The following is a 25,076-nucleotide window of genomic DNA, read 5'->3' on the forward strand; positions in this document are numbered from 1 at the left end:
AGGGGGAGCGATGTTATAAGATTTGCCTAGCCATTCTCGACGACGACTTCGACCCGGCCCAGGATGAGGATCACGAGGAAGAGCATAAGAATCGCGACCTTCAGGGCAGGTGAAACCCATCCTGGATAGGAGATGGAAATCTCGGCATCGGAGCGGAGGGCCGTTCCGTCGTCGAAGACTTTCGCATCGGGGGGCATTCTGAGGAGCGAAAGGGCCGTGAGGAAATCACCCGCCATGCCGGCCGTGTTGAAGACATAGGCGAGAGCCCAGAAGTTGGAACGGAGGAGCCAGGCCAGGGACAGGAAGGCGGCCGATATGAGGAGCGGGGCGAGCGAGACAACAGCGTATTCCCTCGCGCGGAGGGGAGTTTCAATGGCTATGTAAGGCGCAACGATGAGCTTTCCAAAAGTGGTGATTCCAAACCGAACCTTAGCACCAAAAACTTTGGCAACAAGGGCGTGCAGCCCTTCGTGGAGCGGAACAAGGACCACCCACGGTAGAACAAGGAGGTAAAGAAAATCGCCGGGGGAACCTATCGAGACCTCCAGCCACGGCACCGCTAGGGCCGAAACGATGAGTAGCAGAAAGGAGAGAATAACGACGTCGGAGGAGTGATCGGAGAGCCTCAGCTCCCCATCAGAACTCCCTCTCGACGAGGAACTCGGCGAGCAGCTCCAGATCCTTCCTCGCCTCGCTCTCCGGGAGAATCTTCAGGGCCTCGTTGGCCTCCCTCACGAGGTTCTTGGCGTACTGAGCGGCGTAGTCTATGCTGTCGTACTTTTTGAGAAGCTCGATAGCTTTAGCAACTTCCTCCTTGACCTTCTCGTCGTGTATCAGGGCGTCGCCCTTTGCATCGCCCGCGTACTTGCCGAAGACTCCCATAAACTCGGCCTTGTCCTCCTCGCTCGCGTGGTCGAAGAAGTGGCTGACTATCAGCGTCTTCTTGCCCTTCCTTATGTCGCTGCCGACGGGCTTTCCGAGTTTCTCCTCGTCGGCTATGAGGTCAAGCACGTCGTCCCATATCTGGAAGGCTACCCCGACGTTCATTCCCCACTTGGCGAGTGCTTTGATGTACTCCTCGTCCTCCGTTCCGACTATCGCACCTATCTCGGCGGAACCCTCGAAGAGAGCCCCGGTCTTGCCGCTTATCATCCTGAGGTACTCCTCGACGGTGACTTCCTCTCTGGTCTCAAACTCTATGTCAAGTGCCTGTCCCTCGCAGAGCATGTTGGAGGTTCTGACCAGGACGTCGAGGATGCGGGCCTTCTTCTCCGGGCTCACATCGGCCCTGGCTATAGCCTCAAAGGCCTTGCTGAAGAGCAGATCTCCAGCCAGAATCGCCATGTTAACGCCCCAGAGCCTGTGGACGGTCGGTCTTCCCCTGCGGAGCTCATCCATGTCCATGATGTCGTCGTGAACGAGGGAGTAGTTGTGGATGAACTCAACCGCGGCGGCAGGGTAGAGCGCCTTCTCCGGGTCTCCCCCGACGGCCTCGGCCGCGCGAAGAACCACGAAGGGCCTAACGCGCTTTCCACCGGCGAGCGGATAGTGTCTGGATGCGTCGTAGAGGTTCTTAGGCTCCTTCTCAGGGATGAGCTCGAATATGGCATCGTCAACGTCCTTTGCCATGGTCTTAACCCTTGCGAACAGCTCATCGTACTTCCCCATTATATCACCCCGTGAGTGATGAAAGCAATCTAAAGGAAAAATAGGGCAACTCTTTATCAGTTTTACCCTACCTTATCTCGACCAGGTAGCCGTTCCGCGACACGAAGACGTCCCTGCCTATCAGGTAGCCCTCCTCCTCGGCCAGCTCCGCGTAGTGGGTCAGCATCCTGAACTCACCGTGGGCGGGGACGATGTTCTCCGGGTTCAGCATCCTGATGAGGTACCTGTGATCTTCCCTGCTGGCGTGGCCGGAAACGTGGAGGTCCTTTATCATCCTGACGTTCTTCATCTTGAGCTTGGTCTCAAGGACGTAGCGCTGGGCCTTGTTGAGCGGGTTCGGTATCGTTCCAGCGGAGAAGACAACGGTGTCGCGCTTGCCGATGTCGTAGAGCTCGCCGTTGGCCATCCTCGTGAGGACCGCCCCCGGCTCGCCCTGATGACCGGTGACCACGAGAAGGTAGTTCTCCCTCGCGCCCGAGACCTCCGCGAGAACCTTCCTTATGGCGTTGGGGCTCCTGACAGCGCGGGCGCCCTTCATTCTTATCAGCCCGAGCTGCTTGGCGATGCCGGTGTATTTGGCCAGGGAGCGGCCCACGAAGACCGCCTGCCTGCCCATCTTGTTGGCTATCCATATGAGCTCCTGGAGCCTGGGGATGTGGCTGGCGAAGGTAGTCGCTATCAGCCCGTCCGCCTCCATGCCCTCGTAGAGGAAGAAGTCCTCCAGAAGCATCTGGGCAACGGCCTCGCTCGGGGTTTTGGTCGGCTCGGAGACGCGCGTGGATTCCGGAATGAGAACCTTGACGCCCTCCCTACCGAGCTCCTTGAGGCGTTTGTAGTCGGGCTTCTCGCCGAGGGGATTGTTGTTGTCGAACTTGAAGTCGCCGGTGTGGACGACCGCGCCCTCGGGCGTGTGGACGACGACCATAGCCGCCTGGGGTATCGAATGGGTTATCTGCACGAACTCTATCGCCAGGTTCTCGCTGACCTGGACTATCTCGCCAAACCCGGTCTCGTACATGGGGTTCTTGACCTCGAAATACTGCTCGCTCTTGACCTCACTCTTGGCGAGCTTTATTGTGTACGGCGTTCCGTATATGGGCACGTCGGGATAGTGGGGCGCGAGCTTGCCGATGGCGCCTATGTGATCCAGGTGCCCGTGGGTGAAGGTTATGGCGACGACCTTCTTGTTCCTGAGAATGGAATCGTCCGGGATGGCGCCGAGCTTCTGGAGCTCTTTAGCCGGAAACTGCTGGATGTTGACGTCCTCGTGGATGAGAACGCGGTCGAGCCTTATGCCCATGTCGATTATAACGACCTCTTCCCTGCCGCCGTTGGAGTAACCGACGGCGGTCATGTTCTTGCCGACTTCCTCGTAACCGCTAATGGTGTAGATTTTTATCATGTCTATTCCTCCTTACGCCCCCAGGCCTCTCCTGAGGCGTGGGGCTGCGTTGGTCTTAGTTGTTGCCAGGGGTTTAAAAAGGTGTGCATTCCTGGATTAAATTACTCCAGGATAAGTTGCCCGGACAAAAGTGATACTGCCTCCCCCAGAGTTATCGCTTATTATAGTATACCCCAAGTAAATTTCAATAATTTCTCGACCGTTTTACTTGGAAACAGGAAGCAAATAAGGCACCCAAAAGGATGCTTGCAAGGGCGTGTTGATTGAAATAGAAGAGTAACACAACCACGGTTAGGAGGGAGAGTAATAAGACACGATTTGCACGCCTGCTCATATGGAACAAAGCTCCTGAGCCAAATACCAATGCAGAAACAACAGCGAGAGTTGAAAACATAAGCGCTTTCCCAAGTTCTGCCGCTCCAAAATAGGAAGCAACCCCATAGAACATTGCCCCTGTTACTGCTGAAAGGATGAGTATCACAAATAAGTTAACAAAAGCATCAAAGAGAAAATTGAAAAAATCTGAGTGTTGTCCCTGATACACGTCAACCACCACCTATAGATTTTTGCATAGACTTAAATATAAGACTTTTGCTGTGATGGTCTGAGTATTTATATCCTGAAATTATCCAAGCATTTTCTTTTTCATTGTATTCAAGTACGATAAAATCAATAGAATCAACAAGTGCTTTATTCTTTTTTAACACGTTAATTACGGCAGTTCTTCCATTGGTTAATGCCAAGTTCTTGTATTTTGACAAATCTCTAATTTTGGGAGCACTATACTTGTGGGGTTTTAAGTATGATAGTGATGACATTACTAAACTTGACGTGCCTGAACTCTCTGGCCATATAGTGACTGTGAGTGAATCAGTAGCTTCCAATACTTTCAGATATACTGGCAGTTGGTCTATATCAAACAAATGATCATGCAGACTTACTTTGCAGGTATATGTAACAGTAGTTACCTGGTTGGCTGAATATTGGACTTTGAGCCATGGAGCGGGCACGCCATAGTAATAGTCATAAGGATTTGAATCTCCCTGCCTAACCGTATCCTCAATAAACCAGCCGTAAGTAAGTGGATTATGTACACCTCCCCCATCCCAGTGATGTAATAGAGTAAAGTGGTCGTACACAGGACTAATCTCCACTGACCATGCATCATGAGGTGCTCCTGAAAGGTAAGTCCAAGTACAATAAAGATAGTCGATGTCTCCCGAATGCACTGGATCAACCAATCTATGGTCAAAGTTGGCGTATAATACTTCACCTGCTAGAGCTATTTTGGCAGTAGTCCCAACACTTAGCATCCCTATCAGTATTGCCAACCAAAACTTCAACTTCATATAGACCCCCATCAAATATTGCAATAATATTTTTGACTTCAAAACTTATAAACTTTTTCCTTTATTATTAGTAAATATTTTTCCTTTTTTTCGAGTATAGATTTGTTCTAACTGAAGTTTTCATCTTAGAACCAGCCAAAAGAAGCTTGAGTAAAAGAGCGAACAAAAACGAGCATTAGAAAGCAGAAAAGTTAAGCTTTTCTCCGCCTTGCTCTGAGAAACTCGGCTAAGTCAATCCTCACCTCAAGCCACTCCCTCGTGAACCCTGTGGCCACGAGCGGCACTTTTCTGAGCTCCTCGACGTTTCTGGCCCCGACGAGGAACATGGCATTTCTTATTTCCTCTATGTAGCGCCTGAGGATTTTTATTACTCCATCAACGTCACCCTTGACCGCGGGCCTGAGCAGGGGCAGGGCAACTCCGGCAAAGGTCGCCCCCATCGCTAAAGCTTTCGCCATCGCTATGCCGTCCCTCATCCCGCCGGTGGCTATTATCGGGAGTTCTGTTGCATAGCGAACTTCCGCAACACTTATAGCGGTCTTTATGCCCCAGTCCCAGAACCTGAGGGCCATGTTTCTTCCCATCTCGTCCTTTGCGCGGTAGTACTCCACTCCGCTCCAGCTCGTCCCGCCGAGGCCACCCACATCAATGGCATCAATTCCGATGCTCTCAAGCCTTATCGCGACCTCCATGGAAACTCCAGCTCCCGTCTCCTTCGCTATAATCGGGTACGGGAACTCCGCCTTCAGCTCGGCCAAAGATTTCAAAACGCCCCTGTACTGGGTGTCTCCCTCGGGCTGGACGCTCTCCTGGAGCGGGTTGAGGTGTATCGCCAGGGCATCGGCCTGAATCGTCTCGACCGCTTTCAGGGCCTCATCAACCCCGTATCTGTCGGGCATGGTCTCGGCGAACTGCGGTGCCCCGAGGTTGCCGACGAGGAAGACGTCAGGGGCAACGTCGCGGACGTAGTAGCTCTCCCATGTTTCAGGCTTCCTTATCATCGCCCTCTGGCTGCCGACGCCCATCGGTATGTTCAGCTCCTGGGCGGCCTTCGCTAAAGTCTTGTTTATCTTGCCCGCGAGCTGAGAGCCCCTCGTTCCGCCGGTCATTCCGGCTATGAAAATCGGGTAATCGAACTTCCGCCCGAGAAACTCGACGCTCAGATCAACCTCGTCCTTGTCTATCTCGGGCAGGCTCATGTGGACGAAGTGAACGTCCTCAAAACCGTTGGAAACGTGGGCCTGGACGTTCCTCTTGAGGCAGTGCTCTATGTGCTCAAACTTCCTGATGACAGTGAGTTCCTCCCTATCAAAAGCCTCCATTTCAACCACCGAAGAGAGAACGGAGCAGAAGGTTAAGAGGTTTTTGGAGCGCGTGGATTTCTCAACTATCCATGCAATACCACAGCAAGACTTTAACCAGCACCACCCGACGGAATGCCGGCGGTGTTCATGGCGCTCACATCAGAATAAAGGAAGCGTGGGTTAAGGCAATCAGTCGCTTTCACACGGGAGTGTCGCGTTGAAGACTCTAACCTCCACCCAGCCGCCGCGCTTCCCCATATACAGTTCGACCCAGTGGGTTGTGTTGAAGTCAAAGAGCATCTCAAGCGTGCCGTTGCCAAAGACGGGGTAGTTCGGGCCGAGGCCGATCCTCGGTCGGAGGGCAATGTAATCCGGATTAACCTCCTCCCCACCGGTGTCGTGGAAGTAAGCGAAGATTACGGGAACCGACGAACAGATGGACCAGTTTGTTGCCACAAAAGGAACTTTTAGCCTACCACCGCTCACGTTTGGGGGAACGGGATAGACAACCCTCACCATTTCAACCTTCGGAACGGCCCAGCCGGGGGTGTCGTAGTACCAGACGGTATAATCAATCTCGCCCCTGGTTACCTGCCTCCCCACGGGATAAACCGTGAGGTTCACCCAGGGAAAGCCTGCTATGAGCGGGTAAACACTCCCAGATACGTGAACACCCGAGGGATAGAACAGGAACATCGAATCACGACCGTTCAGGAGCCGCTCCAGGGGCTTTCTCTGGAGATGCCACTCGATGACGAGTACAGACCCGTTCGACGTCTCTACAACGGAGCTAGTGACCCGGAGGCCCTCCGGGCCGGCCATGAAGTCGTTCAGAGCGCCCATTCTGGCGGCCGTTTCAATGCCGAGGAATGCCCATCCGAAGATCACAAGGATAAGTACAACGGCGAGAGCCTTTCTACCCATCACGAATCCCCGTGGTGAATACCCAGATGAAAATAAAAAGTTTACGCTTTGCAGGCGTTACCCTTTAATTCTCGTGCCGAAGCCGTCGCCCCTTATCGCCCCGCTCAGCCTTCCCGGAACCTTCCCGTTGACAAACCAGACCTCCGAGTGCTCTGCTATCTTCTTCGCTTCCTCCAGCTTGTTGCAGATTCCCCCGGTGACGTCGGTTCCGGCGGCGGTGCAGTGGAGCCTTTCGAGGAGGGAATCTATCTCCTCTCTGCTGAGACTCTGAATCAGTCCTCCCTCGCCAGGCTTGCCGTCGTAGATTCCGTCAACGTCCATGAGGAAGATAACCTTGTCCGGCTCAAGCATCTTGGCGAGGTAGGTAATGATCTGGTCGCCGGAGAGTATGTCGATGCCCTTCGCGAGGTCTATCGAGACGTCTCCGAAGAGAACGGGGATGAACCCAAGCTCCAGCAGCCTTTCCACGACCTCAATGTCTCCGTAGGCCACCTCGCCGTTCTCGGTTATGAAGACCGAAGATGTGGAGACTGAGAAGGCTGGCAAGTTCTCTCCGACGAACTCCCTGATAAACTTCGCGTTTGCCCGGAGCATGGCCTGATGGGTCTCGGTGAAGCCTATCCTCCGGAAGTTGGCGGTCTCCCAGTCCTCAGGGAGGCCGTCGCGTATACCGTACTTTTTCGCCTCAGGATGGCCGAAGCTCCCGCCTCCGTGAACGACGATGAAGTTCTCACGGGGATAAAACTTGGCTATCTCCTTCGCTATGTTCCTGACGGTTTCATGGTCAAAGTTCTCGGGCTCACCCTTCTTATCGCTGAAGACGCTGCCGCCGACTTTGACGATTATCATGGCAGGACCTCCTCTATCCTGAGTCCCTCGCGGCTTATCCTCGTTATCATCGGCGTTCCGCCGGCTATCGTTATGGCAGTTGCAACTTCGCTCTGGTTCTCCGGGGCCAGGGCGTACATGCAGCCGCCGCCACCTGCACCGGTTATCTTTGCTCCTATTGCCCCGGCAACCCTCGCGGCGTAGACCAGCTCGCTGAGCTTTTTCGTTGAAACTCCGAGGGCGTCTAGGAGGCCGTGATTGAGGTTCATGAGCCTTCCGAGCCGGGTGAAGCGGAGCTCCTCGTCGAGGTCAGAGGTTATAACGTCGCGGGCCTTCTCGACTATCTTGCCCATCGCAACGAGCACCGGTTCTATAACCTCTGGCATCTCCTCGTAGGTTCTCCTCACCATAGCCACGAGCTCCTTTGTTGAACCGCTCGAACCCGTGTAGCCGACGACTATGGGCAACTCCATGAAGGGCAGGTGCTCGAAGTCCCCCTTCTCGTAGTGGATGAAGCCGCCTATGGCCGAAACCGTTGGGTCTATACCGCTCGATGCCCCCTGGACGAGGAGTTCGACCTTATGGCCGAGCTTTCCTATCTCCTCGTTGGTCAGCTCAAGGCCGAGCAGTTTTGAGACCGCACCGATGGTCGCAACGGCAACCGCAGCGGATGAGCCGAGGCCAGCACCGACAGGAATTTGAGATGTTATCGAGACGGTTACACCCTTACCGTTCGCATCTGCCTCCTCCCTCACCAGCTCTATGGCCTGACGGACGTAGCTGAGGACTTCAGCGGCCTTTCCGTAGTCGCTCTCGAAGTAAATCTCGTCCTCGGAGAAGGATACCGTAAGGCCCGGAACGCGTATGTCCTTGGCCTCTATCTTTATCGCACCCCTATCGTTGAACCCTGCCCACACATAGGTTCTGAGGTCTATAGCTGCGGCTATCGCTGGTTTACCGTAAACGACGCTGTGCTCGCCGAAGAGTATAATTTTAGCCGGGGCAGATGCCAAAACCCTCATTTTTGACCCTCCAGGAGCTTTGTCATGACGTTTTCCAACTCATCGAGCTCGTTCTGAATCGTGTACCAGACAAGCGAGAGGTCAACGCCGAAATAAGCATGAATTAACTTATCTCTCATACGTATTTCACCTCTTTAAGAATCCGTTCCCTGATGCGTCTCTTCAGGGCCCCCTTGGTTACAAGGTCAACCTTAACTCCCAGCAGTTCTTCGAGGTATTCCTGTAAGCGGAGGAAGGTTATCATCCTTACGGGACGCTCAAATTCGACGAAAATGTCGACGTCACTGTCTTCCCTCTGCTCGTTCCGGGAATAGGAGCCAAAAACGCCAATACGCTTAACACAATATTTTTCACTCAGTTCCTTCCTGTGAGCACGCAGGATTTTTTGAACATCCACAAGTGTTTTAACGCGTGTGGCCTGCATGGTAGAAAATAAGAAAAGTCCCTTATCACCCTTTCGTTCACTTCCTTATCACGATGCTCGCGTAGCCGACGATGGCATCGGTGCTCCTGCTGACCTCGAAGCTCGTCGTGTAGTGCAACAGTTCTGCCTCAAGCGCTCCGGCAAAGCGGGAATAAACCATCGCAGTTCCGACTCCCCCAGGCCCGCACATGGTGTGGTTCATATCCCTCAGTTCCCTAAACATGCCCTTAACGTCGAAGTCGAGGATTCTCCTTATTACGCGGAAGTCCCACTCCTTTATCCGGTGGGGGAGCTCGCTCGCCCTCGCCCTGAAGGGCACGTAGCCGTACATTGGGCCGTAGTGCATGAAGTCGGTGCTCGCTACCACAACAACGTCCCTGCCGAGCTCCCTGGAGGCCTCAAAGACAGCCTTTCCGAGGTCTTCGGAAACCTCCTCGTCCTGAATGCCGAGGGCTATTGGAACTATTCTAACTTCCTTCCCGGCGAGCTCGCTGAGGTACTGGATGAACGGGAGCTGAACCTCTATCGAGTGCTCGTATTTGTGGGCCAGCTCATCGAGGTCGGCTATGCCAGAGAGCTTCGCTATAGCTTTGGCCATCTCGGAATCAACCTCGACGTCACCGAGCGGTGTGCGCCACTTTCCGGCCGGGTAGACCGCTATCGGAGAGCCCAGGCCGGTGTGATTCGGGCCGAGGATTACGAACGTTTCAGGAAAACCGTCCTCGAATATCGCCCTGTAGGTTCTCGAAGCCGTGTAGCCCGAAAAGACATAACCCGCATGCGGTGCAACTCCGGCCGTGATCCGTCTCTCGCTTCCCTCCTCGCCAAGGTTGCTGAAGAACTCCTCCAGCATCTCGATGAGCGCTTTGCCCGATGGATAGAAGCCACCGGCAACGGCAGGATACCTTACCTCCGCCATTCTCTCACCCCCAGCAATTTTTGGGATTCAATCCTTAAATACCTTCAACCGTCTTTAGCCCGGAGCCTGTAAGCGGGAGGAGCACTCTCGACCCGCCCTCAATCTCCCCCGATTCCATTAGCTTCCAGAGCGCCGCGAGAACCACCGCGGAGGTCGGCTCGACGAGGAAGCCATGTCTTTTGAGCCAGTTGAGCGCGCCTATTGTTTCAAGCTCATCCACACTTACGCACAGGCCGTTGGTTTCCTTAAGTGCCCTCTTCATCTCATGAAGCCGGGGAGGTTCAGGAATCGTTATACCCTCCGCAGTGTCGTTCTTCATTGATGAGCGCTCGCAGAGGCTCTCGTAGCCCGAAGCCTGAACAGCCACAAGTCTTGGGAGCCTATCAATTTCACCCATGTCCTTAAGTTCATTAAACCCCTTCCAAAGGCCGAGGAAGAGCGTCCCGCTGCCCACCGGCGATAGGACGTAGTCGGGAACGCCGAGTTGCTCGTAGGTCTCGAAGGCGACCGTCTTTGTTCCCTCGATGAAGTATGGATTGAGCCAGTGGGAGACGTAGGTCAGACCGCTCCGCTCCGCGAACTCCACTGCCCTCTCGTGAACAGCCATCCTGTCGCCGTCGACGAAATGCATCACCGCTCCAAGGCGCTGGAGGAGTGAGAGCTTTCCGGGGCTTGTATCGTAGGAAACGAACCCATGAACCCTGATCCCAGAAGCGAGGCCGTAGAGGGCAAAGCTCAGGGCGGCGTTTCCGGAGCTGTCGAGGACGACCTCGGTGATGCCCTCCTCCCTCAGCTTCGCCACCGTCACGTAGGTGCCCCTGTCCTTAAAGGAGCCGGTTGGCTGGAGGTATTCGAGCTTGAAGAACCCACTGACTTGGCCGATCCGAAGGGCGCTCACAGGGGTTATCGCCGGCGTTGCTGGAGGGAGGTAATCCTCGTCCACCGGAAGGAAATTGAGGTAGCGCCGCATATCAATATGGGGCCTGAGGCTACCAAAGAAATCGACGTAGTCCCTCTCCACAAGCAGAGTGCCGCCGCAGTCACAGGTCAGGCGAAACGTCTCAGGGTACACCTTTCCGCAGTGTGAACAGACGAGCATGGTACCACCCAAGGGTTTTTAGGTTCCGGCGGCAATACATAACGCACAGAGAATAAAAAGGTGGTTGCCATGGTTGAGAAGTTCGTTTCAGCCGAGAGACCCCAGACGGAAGAGGGTTATCAGTATCACATAGCCTGCAAGCCGGGGGACGTTTCGAGGTACGTCCTCCTGCCGGGAGACCCCGAGAGGGTGCCAAAGATAAGCTCCCTCTGGGACGAGGCGAGGGAGATAGCATTCCACAGGGAATACAGAACGCACACCGGAAAGTACAAAGGCGTGCCGATAAGCGTGATCTCGACGGGAATAGGCGGCCCCTCGACGGCGATAGCGGTAGAGGAGCTGGCCGCGATAGGCGCGGACACATTCATCCGCGTTGGCTCCACCGGTGCAATCCAGCCGGGAATGGAAATCGGAGACCTAATTATAGCGAAGGCCGCCGTGAGGCTTGAGGGGACATCGAAGCAGTATGTCCGCATTGAGTATCCTGCCGTTGCGGACCTCGAAGTTACCCTCGCCCTTATCGAGGCCGCGGAGACTTTGGGCGTGCGCTACCACATCGGTATCACCGCCTCGACCGACAGCTTCTACCTCGGCCAGGGAAGGCAGGGACTCAAGGGCTACTTCCCGAGCTTTGCGAAGAACATAATGGACGACCTGAGGCAGGCCAACGTCACCAACTTCGAGATGGAGGCCGCGACGCTCTACACACTTTCCAGCATCTACGGGCTGAGGGCCGGCTGCGTCTGCTCCGTCTTCGCCAACAGGGTAACCAACGAGTTCGGCAAGGCCGGGGAGAAGGAGGCCGCCCTCGTTGCCAGCGAGGCCGTAAAGATACTCGCGGAGTGGGACGAGGAGAAAGAGAGGGCAGGAAAGAAAGTCTGGTTCCCGGGGCTGAGGGGTTGATATGGACACAAAACTCCTCACCGTCAAAAGCCTGCTAGCAGAGAGAAAACGTGAAGAGGCCCTAAACATTGCAGAGGACATAACCGACAGATACTGGCGCGACTACGCCCTCAAATGGGTGGCCGAGGCCTACGCCGAAAACCCCGAGAGGGCCCTGGAGATAGCCCAAAGAATCGTGGCCCCCACCATAAGAGACGAGGCCCTGCGCTCCCTCTCGTATTTATTTTCAAAGGCGGGGAACTTCAAAGCAGCCCTCGAGGCAGCGAGGATGATAACAAATCAGTTCACACGGAAAAAGGCATTTAGGACTGTGAGCAACTACCTCGCAAAGAGCATCATACAGAAAGGCGTTTCGGAGGTAAGGCTGAGTGAGCTCGATCTCACTGACCGCGACATCGAGGATCTGAAGCCCCTCCCGTACGGACTGGCGTACAAGGACGGAAAGATAATGCCGGGCGCCAAAATTCTGCCGATCAAAGGCGAGATGAAAATGGGGATAATACCGCGGTTTGAAAAAAGGCTCGAGGGCAGAACCCCTCCAAAGCCGGTTTTCGCGGGAGAAAATACCGAGAAAACCGAGTACGTCTCAGAGTACATACTCAAGCTCATCGATGAGGGAGACCTCGAGGAGGCAAGGAAACTCGCCAAGGGGCTGGCCGAGCCCATGAGAAGCGCCCTGCTGGAAGAGATTGGAATGAGGTATCTCGAAAGGGGCAACGTTGAGACCGCTGAGAAGATATTCGAGGAACTGGTGCGAGCGGACATGCTGGGGGCAGCACTGATTGGGCTTCACCCTGAGGACGAAAACAGGATACCGTACTATCTCTCCAAGGTGTACAACCCCGCGACCAGACTTTTGGTTATCTACGAAGCCACAAAGAGGAAGGGTGTGAGGGAGGACTTCCTTAGAAGAACCCTTCTCTGGGCCACGGATGAATGGAAGCTCGGCAGGATTTTGAAGTTCCTGGCGTTTGAAATGCTGAACGAAGCTAAACGTACCGGCGATGATGGCCTGAGAAAAACCTCAAAAAGCCTCTTCGAGCTGGGAAAACGCATAGAGAATGGTTCACTCATTAAGTCGTGAACTTTTTTGAATGGACATTCAGAGGAACATGCCAGCGGTTAGAACAGGGGATTGTGGCGCCCCGGCGGGGATTCGAACCCCGGACCTCAAGGTCCGCAGCCTTGCGCCCTATCCAGACTAGGCCACCGGGGCACTTGCCAGCTAAACCTTCCCGGAAACGCTTTATAAATTTAACCGTCCCGCGGGACCGAAAGATTTATAAATCACCCGCAGGTGAGTATGTAACGGGCCGCGGAGTGCGGTGGTAGTCTAGCCTGGTCTAGGACAGCGGCCTGCCACGCCGCTGGCCCGGGTTCAAATCCCGGCCACCGCACCACCATTCTAACAAACTTCGCGCAGGCGAAGTTTGACCAAGGTTTGTAGCTCCTTCTTGAAGTTCCAAGTTCTTAAGCGGTTTCTCATTAAGGGTGCATTTGAAGATGGAGAACCTGCGGGATTGCTTTCTTTTGGCGTGGGTTTGACTTTTAAAAAGACGCCCGAAGGGCGTCAAAGAGGAGTAAACCCCCTGTAAATGGCTTCTTTTATAGGGTTCTAGCTCGGAGGGGGAAGCTTTAAGTTGGAAACTAAAGCATGAGGACACCTCAAGCGAGGAGTTACCAGCTTTTGGTGAAGCTTTTCCCAAAAGCTTCCTTCGGCTTGCCTTTAAAATCAGAGGTTTCAAAGTTTGAACGCCCACTCGACTATCGTCTTGTTACTTTTCGACACAGTAAAATTTATAAAGTCCAAAGTTCAGTTCACTCCGGCGGGAGTGCAGGCGGGGGATACTTCGCTAATCTTGTGCCGACAGATGGTCGGTGGGGGTCTATCCCCCATCCCCCGCCGATTTTCTCCGCCGGGGTGATAAGGTGAAGTTCAACTCCAAGGCGGAGCTTCTCAACTTCGAAGGCGGAAGGAGCTACCGTCCACGCCCGGAACTTGAACTCTTCCTGAGGGTCGCAAGCAACTTCGTGAGGGAGCCGAAGTTTTACGTTGGGGCAGACGAGGACCTCGAGGAACTTTTGAAGGCCTTCGAGAGGGCCATCAAGGCAAATCCCGAGTTCGTGGCAAAGCTCATCGTTTACGCCAGAGAGGAGCTCTTCCTTCGCTCTCTCCCAACCCTCGGAACGATTATTCTAGCGAACCATGGGACCTATAAGGGTACTGGAATCCCGAGGAAAGTCGGCGAGAGGGTCCTCACGAGGCCGGATATGCTCACCGAGGCACTCGCTATGCAGTTTGCCCTCTTCGGGAAGCCCATACCAAACAGCCTGAAGAAAGCCCTAAGAAGTGCAATAACACACTTCGACAGCTACCAGCTTGCCAAGTACCGTTGCGACCGCTGTCAGGTTAAGCTCAAGGACGTCATCCTCCTTACGCACCCGAAGCCAAGGGATAAGGCACAGGAGGGGGATTTCAGGGCGCTCATTGAAGGGAAACTTAAGAACACCCGCACGTGGGAGGCCAAGGTCTCCACCGAGGGCTCCACGAGGGAAACCTGGGAGGAGATCCTCGACGAGTTCATCAGGTATAAGCAGGTCTTCGCGCTCCTCAGAAATCTGAGAAATCTCATCGAGCACGAGGTTGATGGGGAGAAGTTCCGAAAGGCCATGAAAATACTCGCCGACCCGAAGGAGATGCGCAGGGCGAAGGTTTATCCCTACCGCTATCTGACTGCATACTTCACGCTCAAAAGGATGAAAGTGGACTCGGCGACCCAGGCGGAGATGAGAAACGTCGCCATCAAAGTCCTGAGGGAGGCCCTAGAGAAAAGCACTGCGATGCTTCCCGACTTCAAGGGCAGGAACCTTGTGCTCGTGGATGTGAGCGGTTCAATGGACTTCCCGGTCAGCAGGAGGAGCGCGGTCACCAGGATGATGATATCTGCCTTCTACAGCGCAATTGTGGCCAAGAAGTATGAGACGGCGATAGCTGCCTTCGCCAGTGACTACCGCTGGATACCCGCTGGGGAGAGCATCTTTGAAACTGCCGAGAACGTGCTCAGGAGCAACGTGGGCTACGCCACCTACGCATACAAGCCGATGGCCGAGGTCCTCAGAAAAAGGGAGCACTTTGACCGGGTGTTCGTGCTCACGGACATGGTGGTCTACTCAGAGGACTACGGCGACGACGCCTTCCAGCGCACAGTGAGGAGGTACAGAAAGACGGTCAATCCGGAGATGAGGCTGATAACCTGGGACCTCGCTGGCTACGGCCAAGTTTACCTCGAAGAGCACGACGTCAGAAACGTCTACATAGGGGGCTTCACCGAGAAGGTCTTCGACCTCGTGAAGCACCTAGAAAAGGGAAACAGAATAGTGGAGGTCATAAACGAAAGGGTTTCCATTTGACATTGTTCTTTCGTGCCTTCCTTTGCTCTATTTTCACGTCCTCAGCTTCGCCAACGCATCCTCAGCCGCTTGGAGTATCTGGTAGCCGACCGGAGAAGCCGTTAGGAGCGGGTGGGTCGCTATCTGGAGAGTGTAGAGCTCGCTCGCGGTGAGTCTCTTCTGTATCGCGAGGGCTAGAATGTTTATCATCTCGCCAACACTCTTTCCACCAGCTATCTGTGCCCCAAGTATCGCTCCCCTGTCGCGGGAGAAGATGAGCTTAACCGTCACCATCGAGGTGTCCGGGAACTTCGCCGGGTGCCTGTCGGGGCCTTTTCCATAGCCAACTATGACCTCGAAGCCCTCCCTCCTGGCGGCCTCCTCGGTCAAGCCAGCGGCCGCAAGGGCGAGACCGGCAACGTTGGTGGAATAGACGCCTATCGTCCTTCTGTTCTCACGAACTATCTGAAGCTTGAAGAGGTTCGCACCGGCTATTCTGGCTTCGAAGGTGGCCGTTGAGGCGAGCATCAGCCCGTAGGGCCTGCCGGTGAAGAAGTCCCTGTGCTCGACGCAGTCGCCGACGGCAAAGATGTCCGGGTGAGAGGTTCTCATGTATTCGTCCGTCCAGATGCCGTAGCGGGTGACCCTGAGGCCCGCCTTGACCGCCAGGTCAACGTTCGGGCGGTAGCCGATGGAGAATATAACGAGGTCCGCGGGAAGCTCGCTTCCGTCGATGAGCCTCACCCGCTCGACACTTTCCCCACCAAGGATCCGCTCAACCTGCCCATAGACGACCTTTATGCCCCTCTCCTCAAGCCGTTCCGCGACCATCTCGCTGAACTCCCTATCGAAGGAGCTTCTCAGGAGCCTGCTCCTCACGAGAATCGTCACGTCCTTTCCGAGCTTTCTTATCTCATCGCCGACCTCGAGGGCTATGAAGCCGCCGCCAACGATGACGACCCGCTCCGCAGTTTTAACCCTCTCGCGGAACTCCTTCAGGTAGCGGTAGTCTTTCGGGACGGTGTAGACTCCCTCCAGCTCCGAGCCCGGGAACTCCGGCTCCACGGGTTTTGAACCGGTCGCAAGGACGAGCTTCTCCCAGGCGATCTCCTTCCCTGAGGCAGTCCTCACGAGCTTTGCCCTCGGGTCGATCTCAGTAACCTCATCCGTCAATATGTCCACGCCAAGAGGCTCCAGGAACTTCTCGACCGGGAGAATGTCATCGTCAACACTATTCAGCGTGCCAAAGATGTACGGGATGCCACAGGGAATCATGGCGATATCTTCCCTCTTGATGACCAAAACGCTTTTGTCGGGGTAGAACTTCCGGGCCGAGATCGCTGTGGTCAGGCCCCCGGCGCTCGCTCCTATGATAACAACATCGTACTTCATGTTAGACCCCCCTAAAGGTTTTCGGTTATATTTACACACCAAAGGATTTGAACCTTTCGTTAACCTCTGGTTCAAAACGCGGGTACTGAAGGTTTCAGCGATGAAGAAAAAATAGCAGAGGAGTCATTCCCCGGTCGCACCCTTCAGGGCGTCCTTACACCCACAGTGCCTCTCCTTCGGGATGTACTTGATGGACTTCATGAGGAGGTACTTTATCTCCTCGCTCTTCTTGGCCATAAGTTCGACGACCTCGGTGTGGGTGAGCTTCTGGGTGCTTATGCCGGCAGCGAAGTTGGTGACGATGGCCACGCTGGCGTAGCACATCTCCAGCTCCCTAGCCAAGGCAGCCTCGGGGCACTGGGTCATGCCGACCAGATCAGCGCCGAGTATCTTGAGCGCCCGTATCTCCGCCCTAGTCTCGAACCTCGGACCCTCCATGCAGGCGTAGGTGCCCGTTGGGTGATAGTCAAAGCCAAGCTCCTTGGCGGCAGTTATCAGGGCCTTCCTGAGCTCGGGGCAGTATGGGTCCGTGAAATCGACGTGGGCAACGAACTTCCTGTCGTGCGGGCTCTCGTCACCGTCGTAGAATGTGTAGTGCCTTGTCTTAGTAAAGTCCAGAAGCTGGTCGAGAACGACGAAGTCACCCGGCTTCATGGCCTCGTTGAGGGAGCCGACGGCCGACGTGGAGAGAATCCTCTCCACACCGAGCTCGTAGAGCGCCCAGATGTTGGCGCGGTAGTTGATCCTGTGCGGTGGAACGCTGTGCCCCTCGCCGTGCCTCGCGAGGAAGGCTATCTCCTCCCCGTCGTACTCCCCAATCTTCACCCGGACCTTTCCGTAGGGAGTGCTCACGAACTCCTCCCTGACGTTCTGAAGCAGCTTGGGGTCGTATACTCCGGAACCTCCAATAATTGCTATCCTCGGCATGGCATCACCTGGAAGATGAAAGGGCGGCGGTCTTAAAACGTTAGCCCTTTTCCCAGAGCCCCCTCTGGTACTCCGCCCGCTCCTCGATGTCCTCCCTAACCTCACCATCAGTCTGGAATTCCAGTATCTTCGTCAGTATCTCGCTGAGGAGCCAGGAGCCCCACTTGGCGTCCTTCACCTCAAGGGCGGCGTCAATGGCCCCGTCTATATCCCCGGCATTGAGCTTCGCCACGGCTATGCTGCCAAAGGCCAACGAGCGGAGGTAGTGGCCGCGAACGCGGGAGGCGAATTCCCATGCACCGTCAAAGTCTCCAAGCTTGGAGAGGTACGTGGCGACTTTGACCCGGACCGCGTCGTCTTTAGTCGCGTCTCCAATCCTCCTGACCAGGTCAACATACCTCCGATCGATGTTCCCTGAGAGAAGTCCCACCATTATGCGTCCGGCCAGTTGTTCAAACTCTTCCCCCTCGACACGGTCAAGGAGCCCGGAGAGGACGTCTGTCTTATCGAGTGAGGTCTCCACTATGCCCTCAATGACGGCCCAGCGCTGTTCCGGGGGAAGCTTCTCCACGATGTTCATCACAAAGTCCAACTCCCCCTGGTTGCCCAGCCCAACAAGAAGGGATTTCAGCACATCAAAACCTGTCTCGCCCGAGAGAGACAGCGCTATATCAACGAACTTCTCATAGGTGGCCTTCGGAACGTCGGAGTGTTTGAGATGAACCGCAACTTCCCTCATCGCTTCCCCAAGCCAGTACTCGCTCTTAAGCTCCGAGAGCACCCTGATCGCGCTTCCAAACTCCTCCCTTTTGAGGTGGGTTTTTATGGTCTCAACCGCGGCGATGGAGTGCCACGGTTCACCCTCAATGCCCTCAACGACAAGTCTAGCCCTGCGCATGTTGCCACGTTGGAGGTACGCCCCGAGTATTTTGAGCAAACTGTCGTTCCGCTTTACCTGATCCTTAATGTCGCCGGCATAAAAGAACGCATCGTCAATCCGCTCGAGGTTCAGAAGTTTCGATACAAGTTCCAGAAGCAGGTCATCCCTCACAGGCTGGGGAAACTCAACAATCGCATCATGTGCCTGCTGAAACACCTTCATCGCGGTTTTGGGGTTTACCGAATTCAAATAGAATGCAATCTCTATGAGGGCCTTTGCCATCACTACGGGATTCTCTATTATGGACGCGGCATTTACGGCGTACTTAAAAGCGCTTTTGTATTCGGGGTCTTTAACCCGATACATGTAGTACCCAATTTTAGCGTAGGTAACCGCCCGCAGGTACTTATCCCTTATGTCGGAGGCCAGTCGCAGAGCCTCACGATAAATGTCAGCCGCCATTATTTCCACCGGAAAATTTACGATATGGAAGTATTTAATGGTTTCCAACGGTCAAAACAGAATGGGCATAATTAGTCAAAAAGCGAAAGTTCAGCCAAGGTCGTCGTAAACGACGCCGACGACTTCACCATCGTCAAGGGAAACGAAGCTTACTTTTGTCTTTTTGCCGCTCTTGGGGTCGACCACAACAAAATCTGGCTTGGACAGGTAGTTACTGCGCGGCATCCTCCAGGCATCGCCGTAATGAGCCTTTAACTCCCTCAAAAACCTTTCCGCATCTTTCCGAATTACCGTTGTCATAGATATCACCATGAGTATATACCACTTGAAAATATAAAAAGGTTTCTAATAGACATTCGTCAAAGATAATATCGTCAATCGTCTATTTTTCTGCCCCTCACACAGAGCAGTGAGCCTCTCTCGACACCAAGCTCGCGGGCGATTGGAGGGCACTTGGCCTTGAGGAGGAAGAACACCCTACGGTCCCCCAAATCGCTCAGGGTCTCAAAGTTGGCCTGTCCCTTGGCGATTATGACATCGGCGGCGTTGAAGATTCTCCTGAACTCCCCGGAGGCGTATTCCAGTGGAGTGCCTGGAAGCCTGGAGCCCGTGGAGACGACCTCAGCAAACTCGTCGAACCCCGCCTCCAGCAGGTCCCCGACCGTGGCGTCATTGATTATTGGGCCGTCCTTCGCGGCCACGTATATCCTCAGGTCAGGAAACCTCCCGCGTATGAACTCAAGCAACAGCCTGTCAAAGTACACCTCTCCGCAGTTATCGGTGAGGTACAGCAGCACCCCGGCGTTCTCGAGCGCCCTGAGAAGCTCATCGCTGTGGTCTATGCTAAGCTCCTCCCGGGTCACTCCAATGATGTCCTCCTCTATCTTTGAGGGGTCATAGCCAACGGCGAAGTCTATGATGTTGCCCGCTATCGCCAGCTTAAGAGCGGTTTTGAAGTCCCCGGGAACCCCGAGATCCTCGGCAGCCCTTTGGGCCAGCTTTGTGGAGGTCTCCTTCTGACCTCCTCCCCGCCGTGAGGGGCGAGGGTTCGGCTTAACCCCCTCGCTAATGGCAGGGAGGTTTACGGGCACTCATCTCCTACTCCCATTACCGGTTTCGGTTCAGCCCGAGGGCTTGGCCTTGAACCCGTTACCCCTATCCCCAAAAGGGACTTGGGGTTATAGTTTAGAGGCCACATCTTCAGTCCTTGCCTGCCCGAACGGGCAGTATTTCGAAGGACGCTTAACAGCGTCCACTCCCCTTCAGGCCGAAGGGGACACTTAAACCCCTCATCTCATCGAGTTCTAACTTTGGCCCCTCCGAGGCCTTACTACCTTACAGAGTTTAAAAGGGTTTTGACTGATTAAAGGCAAGATTGCTGATTACTCCATCCCCACCCTAAAGGACGAGGCCTTCAAAAGAAAAATGTAACCGCTGAACGGGTCATCGTCCCCAAGGAAGCGGTACAGTTCAAGGAATAGCATCCCCCGCTCACCGCGGGAATGGAATCCTCCCTGAAGAGCTCGCCAAGCTTCCCGGCCACGAAAAGCATGGCCCTCCTGCGCTTTTCAAAGTCCCCGGCACTCATCTCGGTTATCTTCTGAGCCTGGTTAACGGCACAAGCGATGCACTCATAGTGGATCCTCATAACACCACCGGGGTAAAAATAGAACCGCACCTTATTAAAGTGAGGGATGATTCAACCATCAAGCCCTCAGCGTTTCAACGTACGCGAGCTCCTCGGGGATGGACTTGCGCTTCCTCCTCTCCATCTCCCTCTCGAGCATGTACCCGTACAGATGGGCCATCCACATCATCTGTGTCACCTCCGTTCCACCATTCCCAGTAATATATGGTTCTGCAGAGGTTTAAAAGCTTTGTCGGCCCGCAAATTTCCACAAATGACCTCTAGAGTTCTTTATTCCTTTAAAAAAGCAGCGTCGTCCGCCTTTGTAGTTAAATGTACATATATGTTCGATGAAATCTGCCCTAACGTTCCCGATTATGAAGAAAGCGCACATTAGAACATTGCATTGTTCCGGGAACCGACCCAACTGTTTATAAACTTTGGAGACGCCATCACTACGGTGAGAGAAAATGGCCCTAGAGAAGCTTGGGAAGGCACTGAACAGCGCCCTGAAAAAGCTCGCCCGCTCAAAGACCGTGGACGAGGCGACGATAAAGGAGGTAGTGCGAGATATACAGAGGGCACTCATCCAGGCGGACGTTAACGTAAGGCTCGTTCTCCAGCTGACCAAAACCATAGAAAAGAGGGCCCTTGAGGAGGAGCCCCCTGCAGGGGCCTCAAAGAAGGAGCACATAATCCAGATAGTCTACGAGGAGCTGACCAAATTTCTCGGAAAGGAGGCCAAACCCCTCGAGATAAAAGAGAAACCCACCGTACTGCTCACCGTCGGAATCCAGGGTTCGGGTAAAACAACCAGCGTGGCGAAACTTGCGAGGCACCTCCAGAAGAGGGGCTACAAGGTGGGCGTCGTCTGCTCGGACACCTGGAGGCCAGGAGCCTACTACCAGCTCAAGCAGCTCCTCGAACCGTACGGAATAGAGGTCTCCGGCGATCCCGAGGAGAAGGATGCAGTCAAGCTCGCCTACAAGGGCGTCGAGTACTTCCGGGGGAAGGACGTGGATGTCATAATCGTGGACTCCGCCGGAAGGCACAAGGAAGAGTCCGGCCTTATAGAGGAAATGAAGCAGATAAGCCAGGCCATAAAGCCCCACGAGGTCATACTGGTCATAGACGGAACCATAGGCCAGCAGGCGTATAACCAGGCCCTGGCATTCAAAGAGGCAACGCCAATAGGCTCGATAATAGTCACCAAGCTCGACGGTTCTGCCAAGGGGGGTGGGGCCCTCTCGGCCGTCGCCGCAACCGGCGCCCCGATAAAGTTCATCGGTGTTGGCGAGAGGATAGACGACCTCGAAGCCTTCGATCCGAAGCGCTTTGTTTCGCGGCTCCTGGGAATGGGAGACATCGAGGGACTTCTGGAGAAGCTCGAGGAGCTCCAGAAACAGCAGGCCGTCAGCGAGGAAGACCTAGAGAAGTTCCTCAAGGGTAAGTTCAACCTAAAGGACATGTACGCCCAGCTCGAGGCGATGCAGAAGATGGGACCGCTGAAGCAGGTTCTTCAGATGATCCCGGGACTGGGCTACTCCCTGCCGGATGACGCCGTCAGGGTGGGTGAGGAGAAGCTCCGGAGGTACAGGATAATCATGGATTCCATGACCGAGGAGGAGCTCGAGCACCCGGAGATAATCAACTACTCGAGGATCAAACGCATAGCCCGCGGCTCGGGAACCAGCACCGCCGAAGTAAGGGAGCTCCTCAACCAGTACAATCAGATGAAGAAGATGTTCAAGAGCATGGACAAGAGGAAGCTGGCCAAGATGGCCAAGAGGTTTAACTTCGGGGGGTTCGGCATATGATGGAAGCGTTTGTCCTGGTTGTTGTTAAGCCCGGAACCGAGGAGAAGGTCTATGAGATCCTCCGGGGCAACGAGAAGATAAACGAGATATACAGGGTCTATGGGGAGTACGACCTGATCCTCCGCGTGGAGGTCGGCAGCATAGAGGAGCTGGACAGGTTCCACGACGAGGTTCTGAGGAGGATAAAGAACATCGAAATGACGGAGACGCTGATAGCGAGCTCCTACAGGGGGTGAGGGGTTGGAGAGGCGGTGGGTTGCCACCATCGACCTCGAGACCCTGGAGGTCGAGCACGACCTCACCTTTAAATTTAAGTGCCTCGAAAACTGCGGGAAATGCTGCTACGAGCTGGAGATACCCATCCGGGATGAGGATATAGCCAGGATAGAGGAACTGGGCTACAGTGCCTGGGAATTCGTGGACTACGATAAGATGTTCTACCGCGGGGACAAGTTCCTCAGCTACGCCCTCAAAAAGCGTCCCTTCGACGGGGGCTGTGTTTTCCTTGATCCCGAGACCATGCGCTGCAAAATCTACGACCACCGGCCCCTCGCGTGCAGGCTCTACCCGTTCGTCTTCGTGAAGCACGGAAAAAAGATGGAAATCTACGTCAAACAGGACTCCTTCTGCCCCGGCATCGACCATCCCGAGGGGGAGCCCGTGACGAAGGAGTTCCTCCTCAGGGAGTACGGCGACGTCATAGAGGAGTACCGCAGGAAAGTTGTGAAGAGCCGGGAGTGACCGAAACCTATTTATACATTTTCTTGTTAATTCAGGGGCACCGGAGGTGAGAGCATGAGTCAGCTGAAGTCCGTGCAGGAGAAGCTGAGACTGGTCAGGGTGCTCAGACTGCTCAAGAAGACCTACACCTACGAGGAGCTCTCCAAGATAACGGGCCTCCCCATCACCGTGCTGAACAGATATGTGAGGGGAAAGGTCCTGCCAAGCGCCGAGAGAACGAAGGAGCTCCTCAGTCTGCTCCTCCCGTACATCAACGTAGAGGAGGAGGTCAGGAAGAGGATAAAATTCGACGAGTACGGGTTCTTTGACAACATGCCCGTCCTCAGCGACACGGCCCTGATGAGCCTCATAGCGGAGGACGTGGCGAGCAGGTACATGGACAAGAACGTCGATAGGGTCCTCACAGCCGCAACGGACGGAATAGCCCTCGGCGTCCACGTGGCGAGGGAGTTGAACGTCGATGTTGTCTACGCCAAGAAGAAGAAGGAAGTCGGTGTTGAGAAGTTCTACGAGGTCAGCTACGTGCCTAGCGCCTCAGGAAGCGTCACGACGCTGTACCTCCCGCAGTGGGCCCTCAAGAAGGGCGAAAACGTCCTCATAGTTGACGACGTCATAAGGAGCGGCGAGACGCAGAGGGCGCTCCTGGAGATGTGCCGGCAGGCGGGGGCGAAGCCTGTTGGGATGTTCTTCCTCATAAGCGTCGGGGACGTTATAGAGCGGCTGCGTGAGGAGTACAGCATCCCCGTGGAGAGCCTCATAAGGCTGGAGTGATCTCTATGAAGGTGTTCATATACAATGCCGATGGTCTGACGATTCCGGTGGAGGTCGAACCCGGCCTCCCTTTTAAATTCAGATGCACCGAGGAAGAGTGCGGGAAAGAGGTGGTCATAGAGGGAGTGGTGCGGCACGCAGACGAGGCAGAGTTCACGCGGGTTCTCAGAGATACCATCGCGGAAAACCCCGACTTCAAAAAGATACTGGAGATAACGGCGAGAAACCTGATTTTTGAGGGCAAAGTCAACGGGAAGGAAGTCATCCTTCCGGTTGAGAGCTTCGACGACTTTGCGAAGCGATTCCTGGACGAGGTTCTAGTCCTCCGTTAGCTTTAGCCTCGTGTCCTCTTTAACCACCTGCATCGCAACGCTCGTGTTCGTTTTTTCCACCCCATCGAGAGAGAGCAGCCACTTAACGAAGCGGTTCATGTCTGCCCTGTCCCTGAACTTCGCCACCAGGACTATATCGAACTCACCGGTTATGTCGTAGACCAGCATTACCCTTTCGTTTTTGGCTATCTCGCGCTCTATATCCAGGATGCGCCTCCCCTGGGCCTTGACACCTATAACCGCGGTCAGCCCAAAGCCGAGCTTCTCGTAGTCAAGGATCGGGGCGAATCCCCTGATTACACCCTCCTCCTCCATCTTTTTGATGCGGTTGTACACGGTTCCAACGGCCACTTTGAGCTCCCGCGCTATCTCACGGTACGACAGGCGGGCGTTTTCCTGGAGCAGTGAGAGTATCCTTAGGTCAAGTTCGTCCACCGTATCCCACCCCCTCCCGAGTAGACCGTAAACTTTAAATACCCTTCCCTTGGAGGGAATAGCGGGCAGTGGACCGGTAGCCTAGCTAGGATAGGGCGGCGGCCTCCTAAGCCGCAGGTCCGGGGTTCGAATCCCCGCCGGTCCGCCATAACCTGTTCTGCGTTGAGTCCGAATTCAAAAATTCACACCCTCATCTTGACCCCCGATATGGAGGCGCGCAACTTATCACCGCTTAATTCTTTCAAACAACACTCTTCAAAGCGGTAGACATTTCCAGAAAGTCGTCAGAACACGTTCTTGAGAAGGAACTGTAGTGCGGGGGAGGGGATTTGAACCCCTGAACCCCTGCGGGAGTGGATCTTGAGTCCACCGCCTTTGACCAGGCTCGGCAACCCCCGCACCCAAAGGCGAATTCACCACCAAAGCGCCGCTCCTAACGAGCGTTACGGCCGTCACGACC

The 25,076-nt window shown here is 54.8% G+C and carries 28 protein-coding genes and 4 tRNA genes; 10 read left to right on the plus strand and 22 right to left on the minus strand.

The window, feature by feature from the left end; translation table 11 throughout:
* Nucleotides 1–26: 26 nt before the first annotated feature.
* The 13 genes from APY94_RS02720 to APY94_RS02775 all read right to left on the minus strand — a co-directional run bounded on the left by APY94_RS02720 (nucleotide 27) and on the right by APY94_RS02775 (nucleotide 10,939).
* On the minus strand, nucleotides 27–557 hold the full coding sequence (locus APY94_RS02720) for a DUF3267 domain-containing protein (protein WP_245610392.1): 531 nt from the start codon (nucleotides 555–557) through the stop codon (nucleotides 27–29).
* Between the two features lie 79 nt (nucleotides 558–636).
* Complete coding sequence (locus APY94_RS02725; RefSeq protein ID WP_058938184.1) at nucleotides 637–1,668, minus strand: polyprenyl synthetase family protein; 1,032 nt, start codon at nucleotides 1,666–1,668, stop codon at nucleotides 637–639.
* Between the two features lie 67 nt (nucleotides 1,669–1,735).
* Nucleotides 1,736–3,070, minus strand: coding sequence for an RNase J family beta-CASP ribonuclease (locus APY94_RS02730; protein ID WP_058938185.1), 1,335 nt, complete (start codon nucleotides 3,068–3,070; stop codon nucleotides 1,736–1,738).
* A gap of 184 nt (nucleotides 3,071–3,254) precedes the next feature.
* On the minus strand, nucleotides 3,255–3,626 hold the full coding sequence (locus APY94_RS02735) for a hypothetical protein (RefSeq protein ID WP_157065447.1): 372 nt from the start codon (nucleotides 3,624–3,626) through the stop codon (nucleotides 3,255–3,257).
* Complete coding sequence (locus tag APY94_RS02740; RefSeq protein ID WP_157065448.1) at nucleotides 3,616–4,431, minus strand: hypothetical protein; 816 nt, start codon at nucleotides 4,429–4,431, stop codon at nucleotides 3,616–3,618. Before APY94_RS02740 ends, APY94_RS02735 begins: the two co-directional genes overlap by 11 nt.
* A gap of 179 nt (nucleotides 4,432–4,610) precedes the next feature.
* On the minus strand, nucleotides 4,611–5,741 hold the full coding sequence (gene fni, locus APY94_RS02745; protein WP_058938188.1) for a type 2 isopentenyl-diphosphate Delta-isomerase: 1,131 nt from the start codon (nucleotides 5,739–5,741) through the stop codon (nucleotides 4,611–4,613).
* Nucleotides 5,742–5,912: 171 nt separating this feature from the next.
* A complete protein-coding gene (locus tag APY94_RS02750; protein ID WP_058938189.1) occupies nucleotides 5,913–6,647 on the minus strand; it encodes a hypothetical protein in 735 nt (244 codons plus the stop codon).
* 57 nt (nucleotides 6,648–6,704) lie between these two features.
* Nucleotides 6,705–7,496 (minus strand): isopentenyl phosphate kinase, encoded by a 792-nt coding sequence (locus APY94_RS02755; protein WP_058938190.1) that lies wholly within the window; start codon nucleotides 7,494–7,496, stop codon nucleotides 6,705–6,707.
* A complete protein-coding gene (locus tag APY94_RS02760) occupies nucleotides 7,493–8,497 on the minus strand; it encodes a mevalonate kinase (RefSeq protein ID WP_058938191.1) in 1,005 nt (334 codons plus the stop codon). The genes APY94_RS02755 and APY94_RS02760 overlap by 4 nt, the downstream gene beginning before the upstream one ends.
* Nucleotides 8,494–8,616, minus strand: a complete 123-nt coding sequence (locus APY94_RS12860) for a HepT-like ribonuclease domain-containing protein (RefSeq protein WP_083500597.1) — start codon at nucleotides 8,614–8,616, stop codon at nucleotides 8,494–8,496. The genes APY94_RS02760 and APY94_RS12860 overlap by 4 nt, the downstream gene beginning before the upstream one ends.
* Nucleotides 8,613–8,921, minus strand: coding sequence for a nucleotidyltransferase family protein (locus tag APY94_RS02765; RefSeq protein ID WP_058938192.1), 309 nt, complete (start codon nucleotides 8,919–8,921; stop codon nucleotides 8,613–8,615). The genes APY94_RS12860 and APY94_RS02765 overlap by 4 nt, the downstream gene beginning before the upstream one ends.
* Nucleotides 8,922–8,958: 37 nt before the next feature.
* Nucleotides 8,959–9,840: an MEMO1 family protein gene (locus APY94_RS02770; RefSeq protein ID WP_058938193.1), complete on the minus strand. Its 882-nt coding sequence runs from the start codon at nucleotides 9,838–9,840 to the stop codon at nucleotides 8,959–8,961.
* A gap of 34 nt (nucleotides 9,841–9,874) precedes the next feature.
* Nucleotides 9,875–10,939 carry a pyridoxal-phosphate dependent enzyme gene (locus APY94_RS02775; RefSeq protein ID WP_058938194.1) on the minus strand — a complete coding sequence of 355 codons (1,065 nt, stop codon included), beginning with the start codon at nucleotides 10,937–10,939 and terminating at the stop codon, nucleotides 9,875–9,877.
* A 69-nt stretch (nucleotides 10,940–11,008) separates the two neighbouring features.
* Between APY94_RS02775 and udp the strand changes: the two genes are divergently transcribed.
* Both udp and APY94_RS02785 read left to right on the plus strand, forming a co-directional pair.
* The gene (udp, locus tag APY94_RS02780; RefSeq protein WP_058938195.1) at nucleotides 11,009–11,842 is read left to right on the plus strand and encodes a uridine phosphorylase; all 834 of its coding nucleotides are present in this window, start codon (nucleotides 11,009–11,011) and stop codon (nucleotides 11,840–11,842) included.
* A 1-nt stretch (nucleotide 11,843) separates the two neighbouring features.
* On the plus strand, nucleotides 11,844–12,926 hold the full coding sequence (locus tag APY94_RS02785; RefSeq protein WP_083500598.1) for a tetratricopeptide repeat protein: 1,083 nt from the start codon (nucleotides 11,844–11,846) through the stop codon (nucleotides 12,924–12,926).
* 54 nt (nucleotides 12,927–12,980) lie between these two features.
* Here APY94_RS02785 and APY94_RS02790 read toward each other — a convergent pair.
* Nucleotides 12,981–13,058, minus strand: a tRNA-Arg gene (locus APY94_RS02790).
* 106 nt (nucleotides 13,059–13,164) lie between these two features.
* Between APY94_RS02790 and APY94_RS02795 the strand changes: the two genes are divergently transcribed.
* Nucleotides 13,165–13,242: transfer RNA gene (locus tag APY94_RS02795), tRNA-Gly, on the plus strand.
* A gap of 529 nt (nucleotides 13,243–13,771) precedes the next feature.
* Nucleotides 13,772–15,253: a TROVE domain-containing protein gene (locus APY94_RS02800; protein ID WP_058938196.1), complete on the plus strand. Its 1,482-nt coding sequence runs from the start codon at nucleotides 13,772–13,774 to the stop codon at nucleotides 15,251–15,253.
* Nucleotides 15,254–15,286: 33 nt separating this feature from the next.
* Here APY94_RS02800 and APY94_RS02805 read toward each other — a convergent pair whose 3' ends face one another.
* The 6 genes from APY94_RS02805 to APY94_RS02830 form a co-directional block, all read right to left on the minus strand.
* Nucleotides 15,287–16,624 (minus strand): FAD-dependent oxidoreductase, encoded by a 1,338-nt coding sequence (locus APY94_RS02805; protein ID WP_058938197.1) that lies wholly within the window; start codon nucleotides 16,622–16,624, stop codon nucleotides 15,287–15,289.
* 123 nt (nucleotides 16,625–16,747) lie between these two features.
* Complete coding sequence (gene mtnP / locus APY94_RS02810) at nucleotides 16,748–17,551, minus strand: S-methyl-5'-thioadenosine phosphorylase (RefSeq protein WP_058938198.1); 804 nt, start codon at nucleotides 17,549–17,551, stop codon at nucleotides 16,748–16,750.
* Between the two features lie 40 nt (nucleotides 17,552–17,591).
* Nucleotides 17,592–18,893, minus strand: a complete 1,302-nt coding sequence (locus tag APY94_RS02815; RefSeq protein WP_058938199.1) for a hypothetical protein — start codon at nucleotides 18,891–18,893, stop codon at nucleotides 17,592–17,594.
* A gap of 90 nt (nucleotides 18,894–18,983) precedes the next feature.
* On the minus strand, nucleotides 18,984–19,193 hold the full coding sequence (locus APY94_RS02820) for a hypothetical protein (protein WP_058938200.1): 210 nt from the start codon (nucleotides 19,191–19,193) through the stop codon (nucleotides 18,984–18,986).
* A gap of 74 nt (nucleotides 19,194–19,267) precedes the next feature.
* The gene (locus tag APY94_RS02825) at nucleotides 19,268–19,963 is read right to left on the minus strand and encodes an ARMT1-like domain-containing protein (protein WP_245610395.1); all 696 of its coding nucleotides are present in this window, start codon (nucleotides 19,961–19,963) and stop codon (nucleotides 19,268–19,270) included.
* A 344-nt stretch (nucleotides 19,964–20,307) separates the two neighbouring features.
* On the minus strand, nucleotides 20,308–20,541 hold the full coding sequence (locus APY94_RS02830; protein ID WP_058938201.1) for a hypothetical protein: 234 nt from the start codon (nucleotides 20,539–20,541) through the stop codon (nucleotides 20,308–20,310).
* 449 nt (nucleotides 20,542–20,990) lie between these two features.
* Here APY94_RS02830 and APY94_RS02835 point away from each other — a divergent pair, with 449 nt between their 5' ends.
* Genes APY94_RS02835 through APY94_RS02855 form a run of 5 tightly spaced genes read left to right on the plus strand, consistent with a single transcriptional unit; the run spans nucleotide 20,991 to nucleotide 24,181 of the window.
* Nucleotides 20,991–22,337 (plus strand): signal recognition particle protein Srp54, encoded by a 1,347-nt coding sequence (locus tag APY94_RS02835; protein ID WP_058938202.1) that lies wholly within the window; start codon nucleotides 20,991–20,993, stop codon nucleotides 22,335–22,337.
* A complete protein-coding gene (locus APY94_RS02840; RefSeq protein ID WP_058938203.1) occupies nucleotides 22,334–22,573 on the plus strand; it encodes an Lrp/AsnC family transcriptional regulator in 240 nt (79 codons plus the stop codon). The genes APY94_RS02835 and APY94_RS02840 overlap by 4 nt, the downstream gene beginning before the upstream one ends.
* A 4-nt stretch (nucleotides 22,574–22,577) precedes the next feature.
* Nucleotides 22,578–23,078, plus strand: coding sequence for a YkgJ family cysteine cluster protein (locus APY94_RS02845; RefSeq protein ID WP_058938204.1), 501 nt, complete (start codon nucleotides 22,578–22,580; stop codon nucleotides 23,076–23,078).
* Nucleotides 23,079–23,132: 54 nt separating this feature from the next.
* Nucleotides 23,133–23,849: a phosphoribosyltransferase family protein gene (locus APY94_RS02850; RefSeq protein WP_058938205.1), complete on the plus strand. Its 717-nt coding sequence runs from the start codon at nucleotides 23,133–23,135 to the stop codon at nucleotides 23,847–23,849.
* A gap of 5 nt (nucleotides 23,850–23,854) precedes the next feature.
* A complete protein-coding gene (locus APY94_RS02855; protein ID WP_058938206.1) occupies nucleotides 23,855–24,181 on the plus strand; it encodes a hypothetical protein in 327 nt (108 codons plus the stop codon).
* On the opposite strand, the gene APY94_RS02860 is transcribed toward APY94_RS02855, so the two are convergent.
* Nucleotides 24,167–24,616 carry an Lrp/AsnC family transcriptional regulator gene (locus APY94_RS02860; RefSeq protein ID WP_058938207.1) on the minus strand — a complete coding sequence of 150 codons (450 nt, stop codon included), beginning with the start codon at nucleotides 24,614–24,616 and terminating at the stop codon, nucleotides 24,167–24,169. The two genes, APY94_RS02855 and APY94_RS02860, sit on opposite strands and share 15 nt — an antisense overlap.
* 70 nt (nucleotides 24,617–24,686) lie before the next feature.
* Here APY94_RS02860 and APY94_RS02865 point away from each other — a divergent pair.
* A tRNA-Arg gene (locus tag APY94_RS02865) sits at nucleotides 24,687–24,764 on the plus strand.
* Nucleotides 24,765–24,930: 166 nt separating this feature from the next.
* On the opposite strand, the gene APY94_RS02870 is transcribed toward APY94_RS02865, so the two are convergent.
* A tRNA-Leu gene (locus APY94_RS02870) sits at nucleotides 24,931–25,015 on the minus strand.
* Nucleotides 25,016–25,076 lie beyond the last annotated feature (61 nt).

Origin of the sequence: Thermococcus celericrescens, from assembly GCF_001484195.1 — an archaeon.
Lineage (GTDB): Archaea > Methanobacteriota_B > Thermococci > Thermococcales > Thermococcaceae > Thermococcus > Thermococcus celericrescens.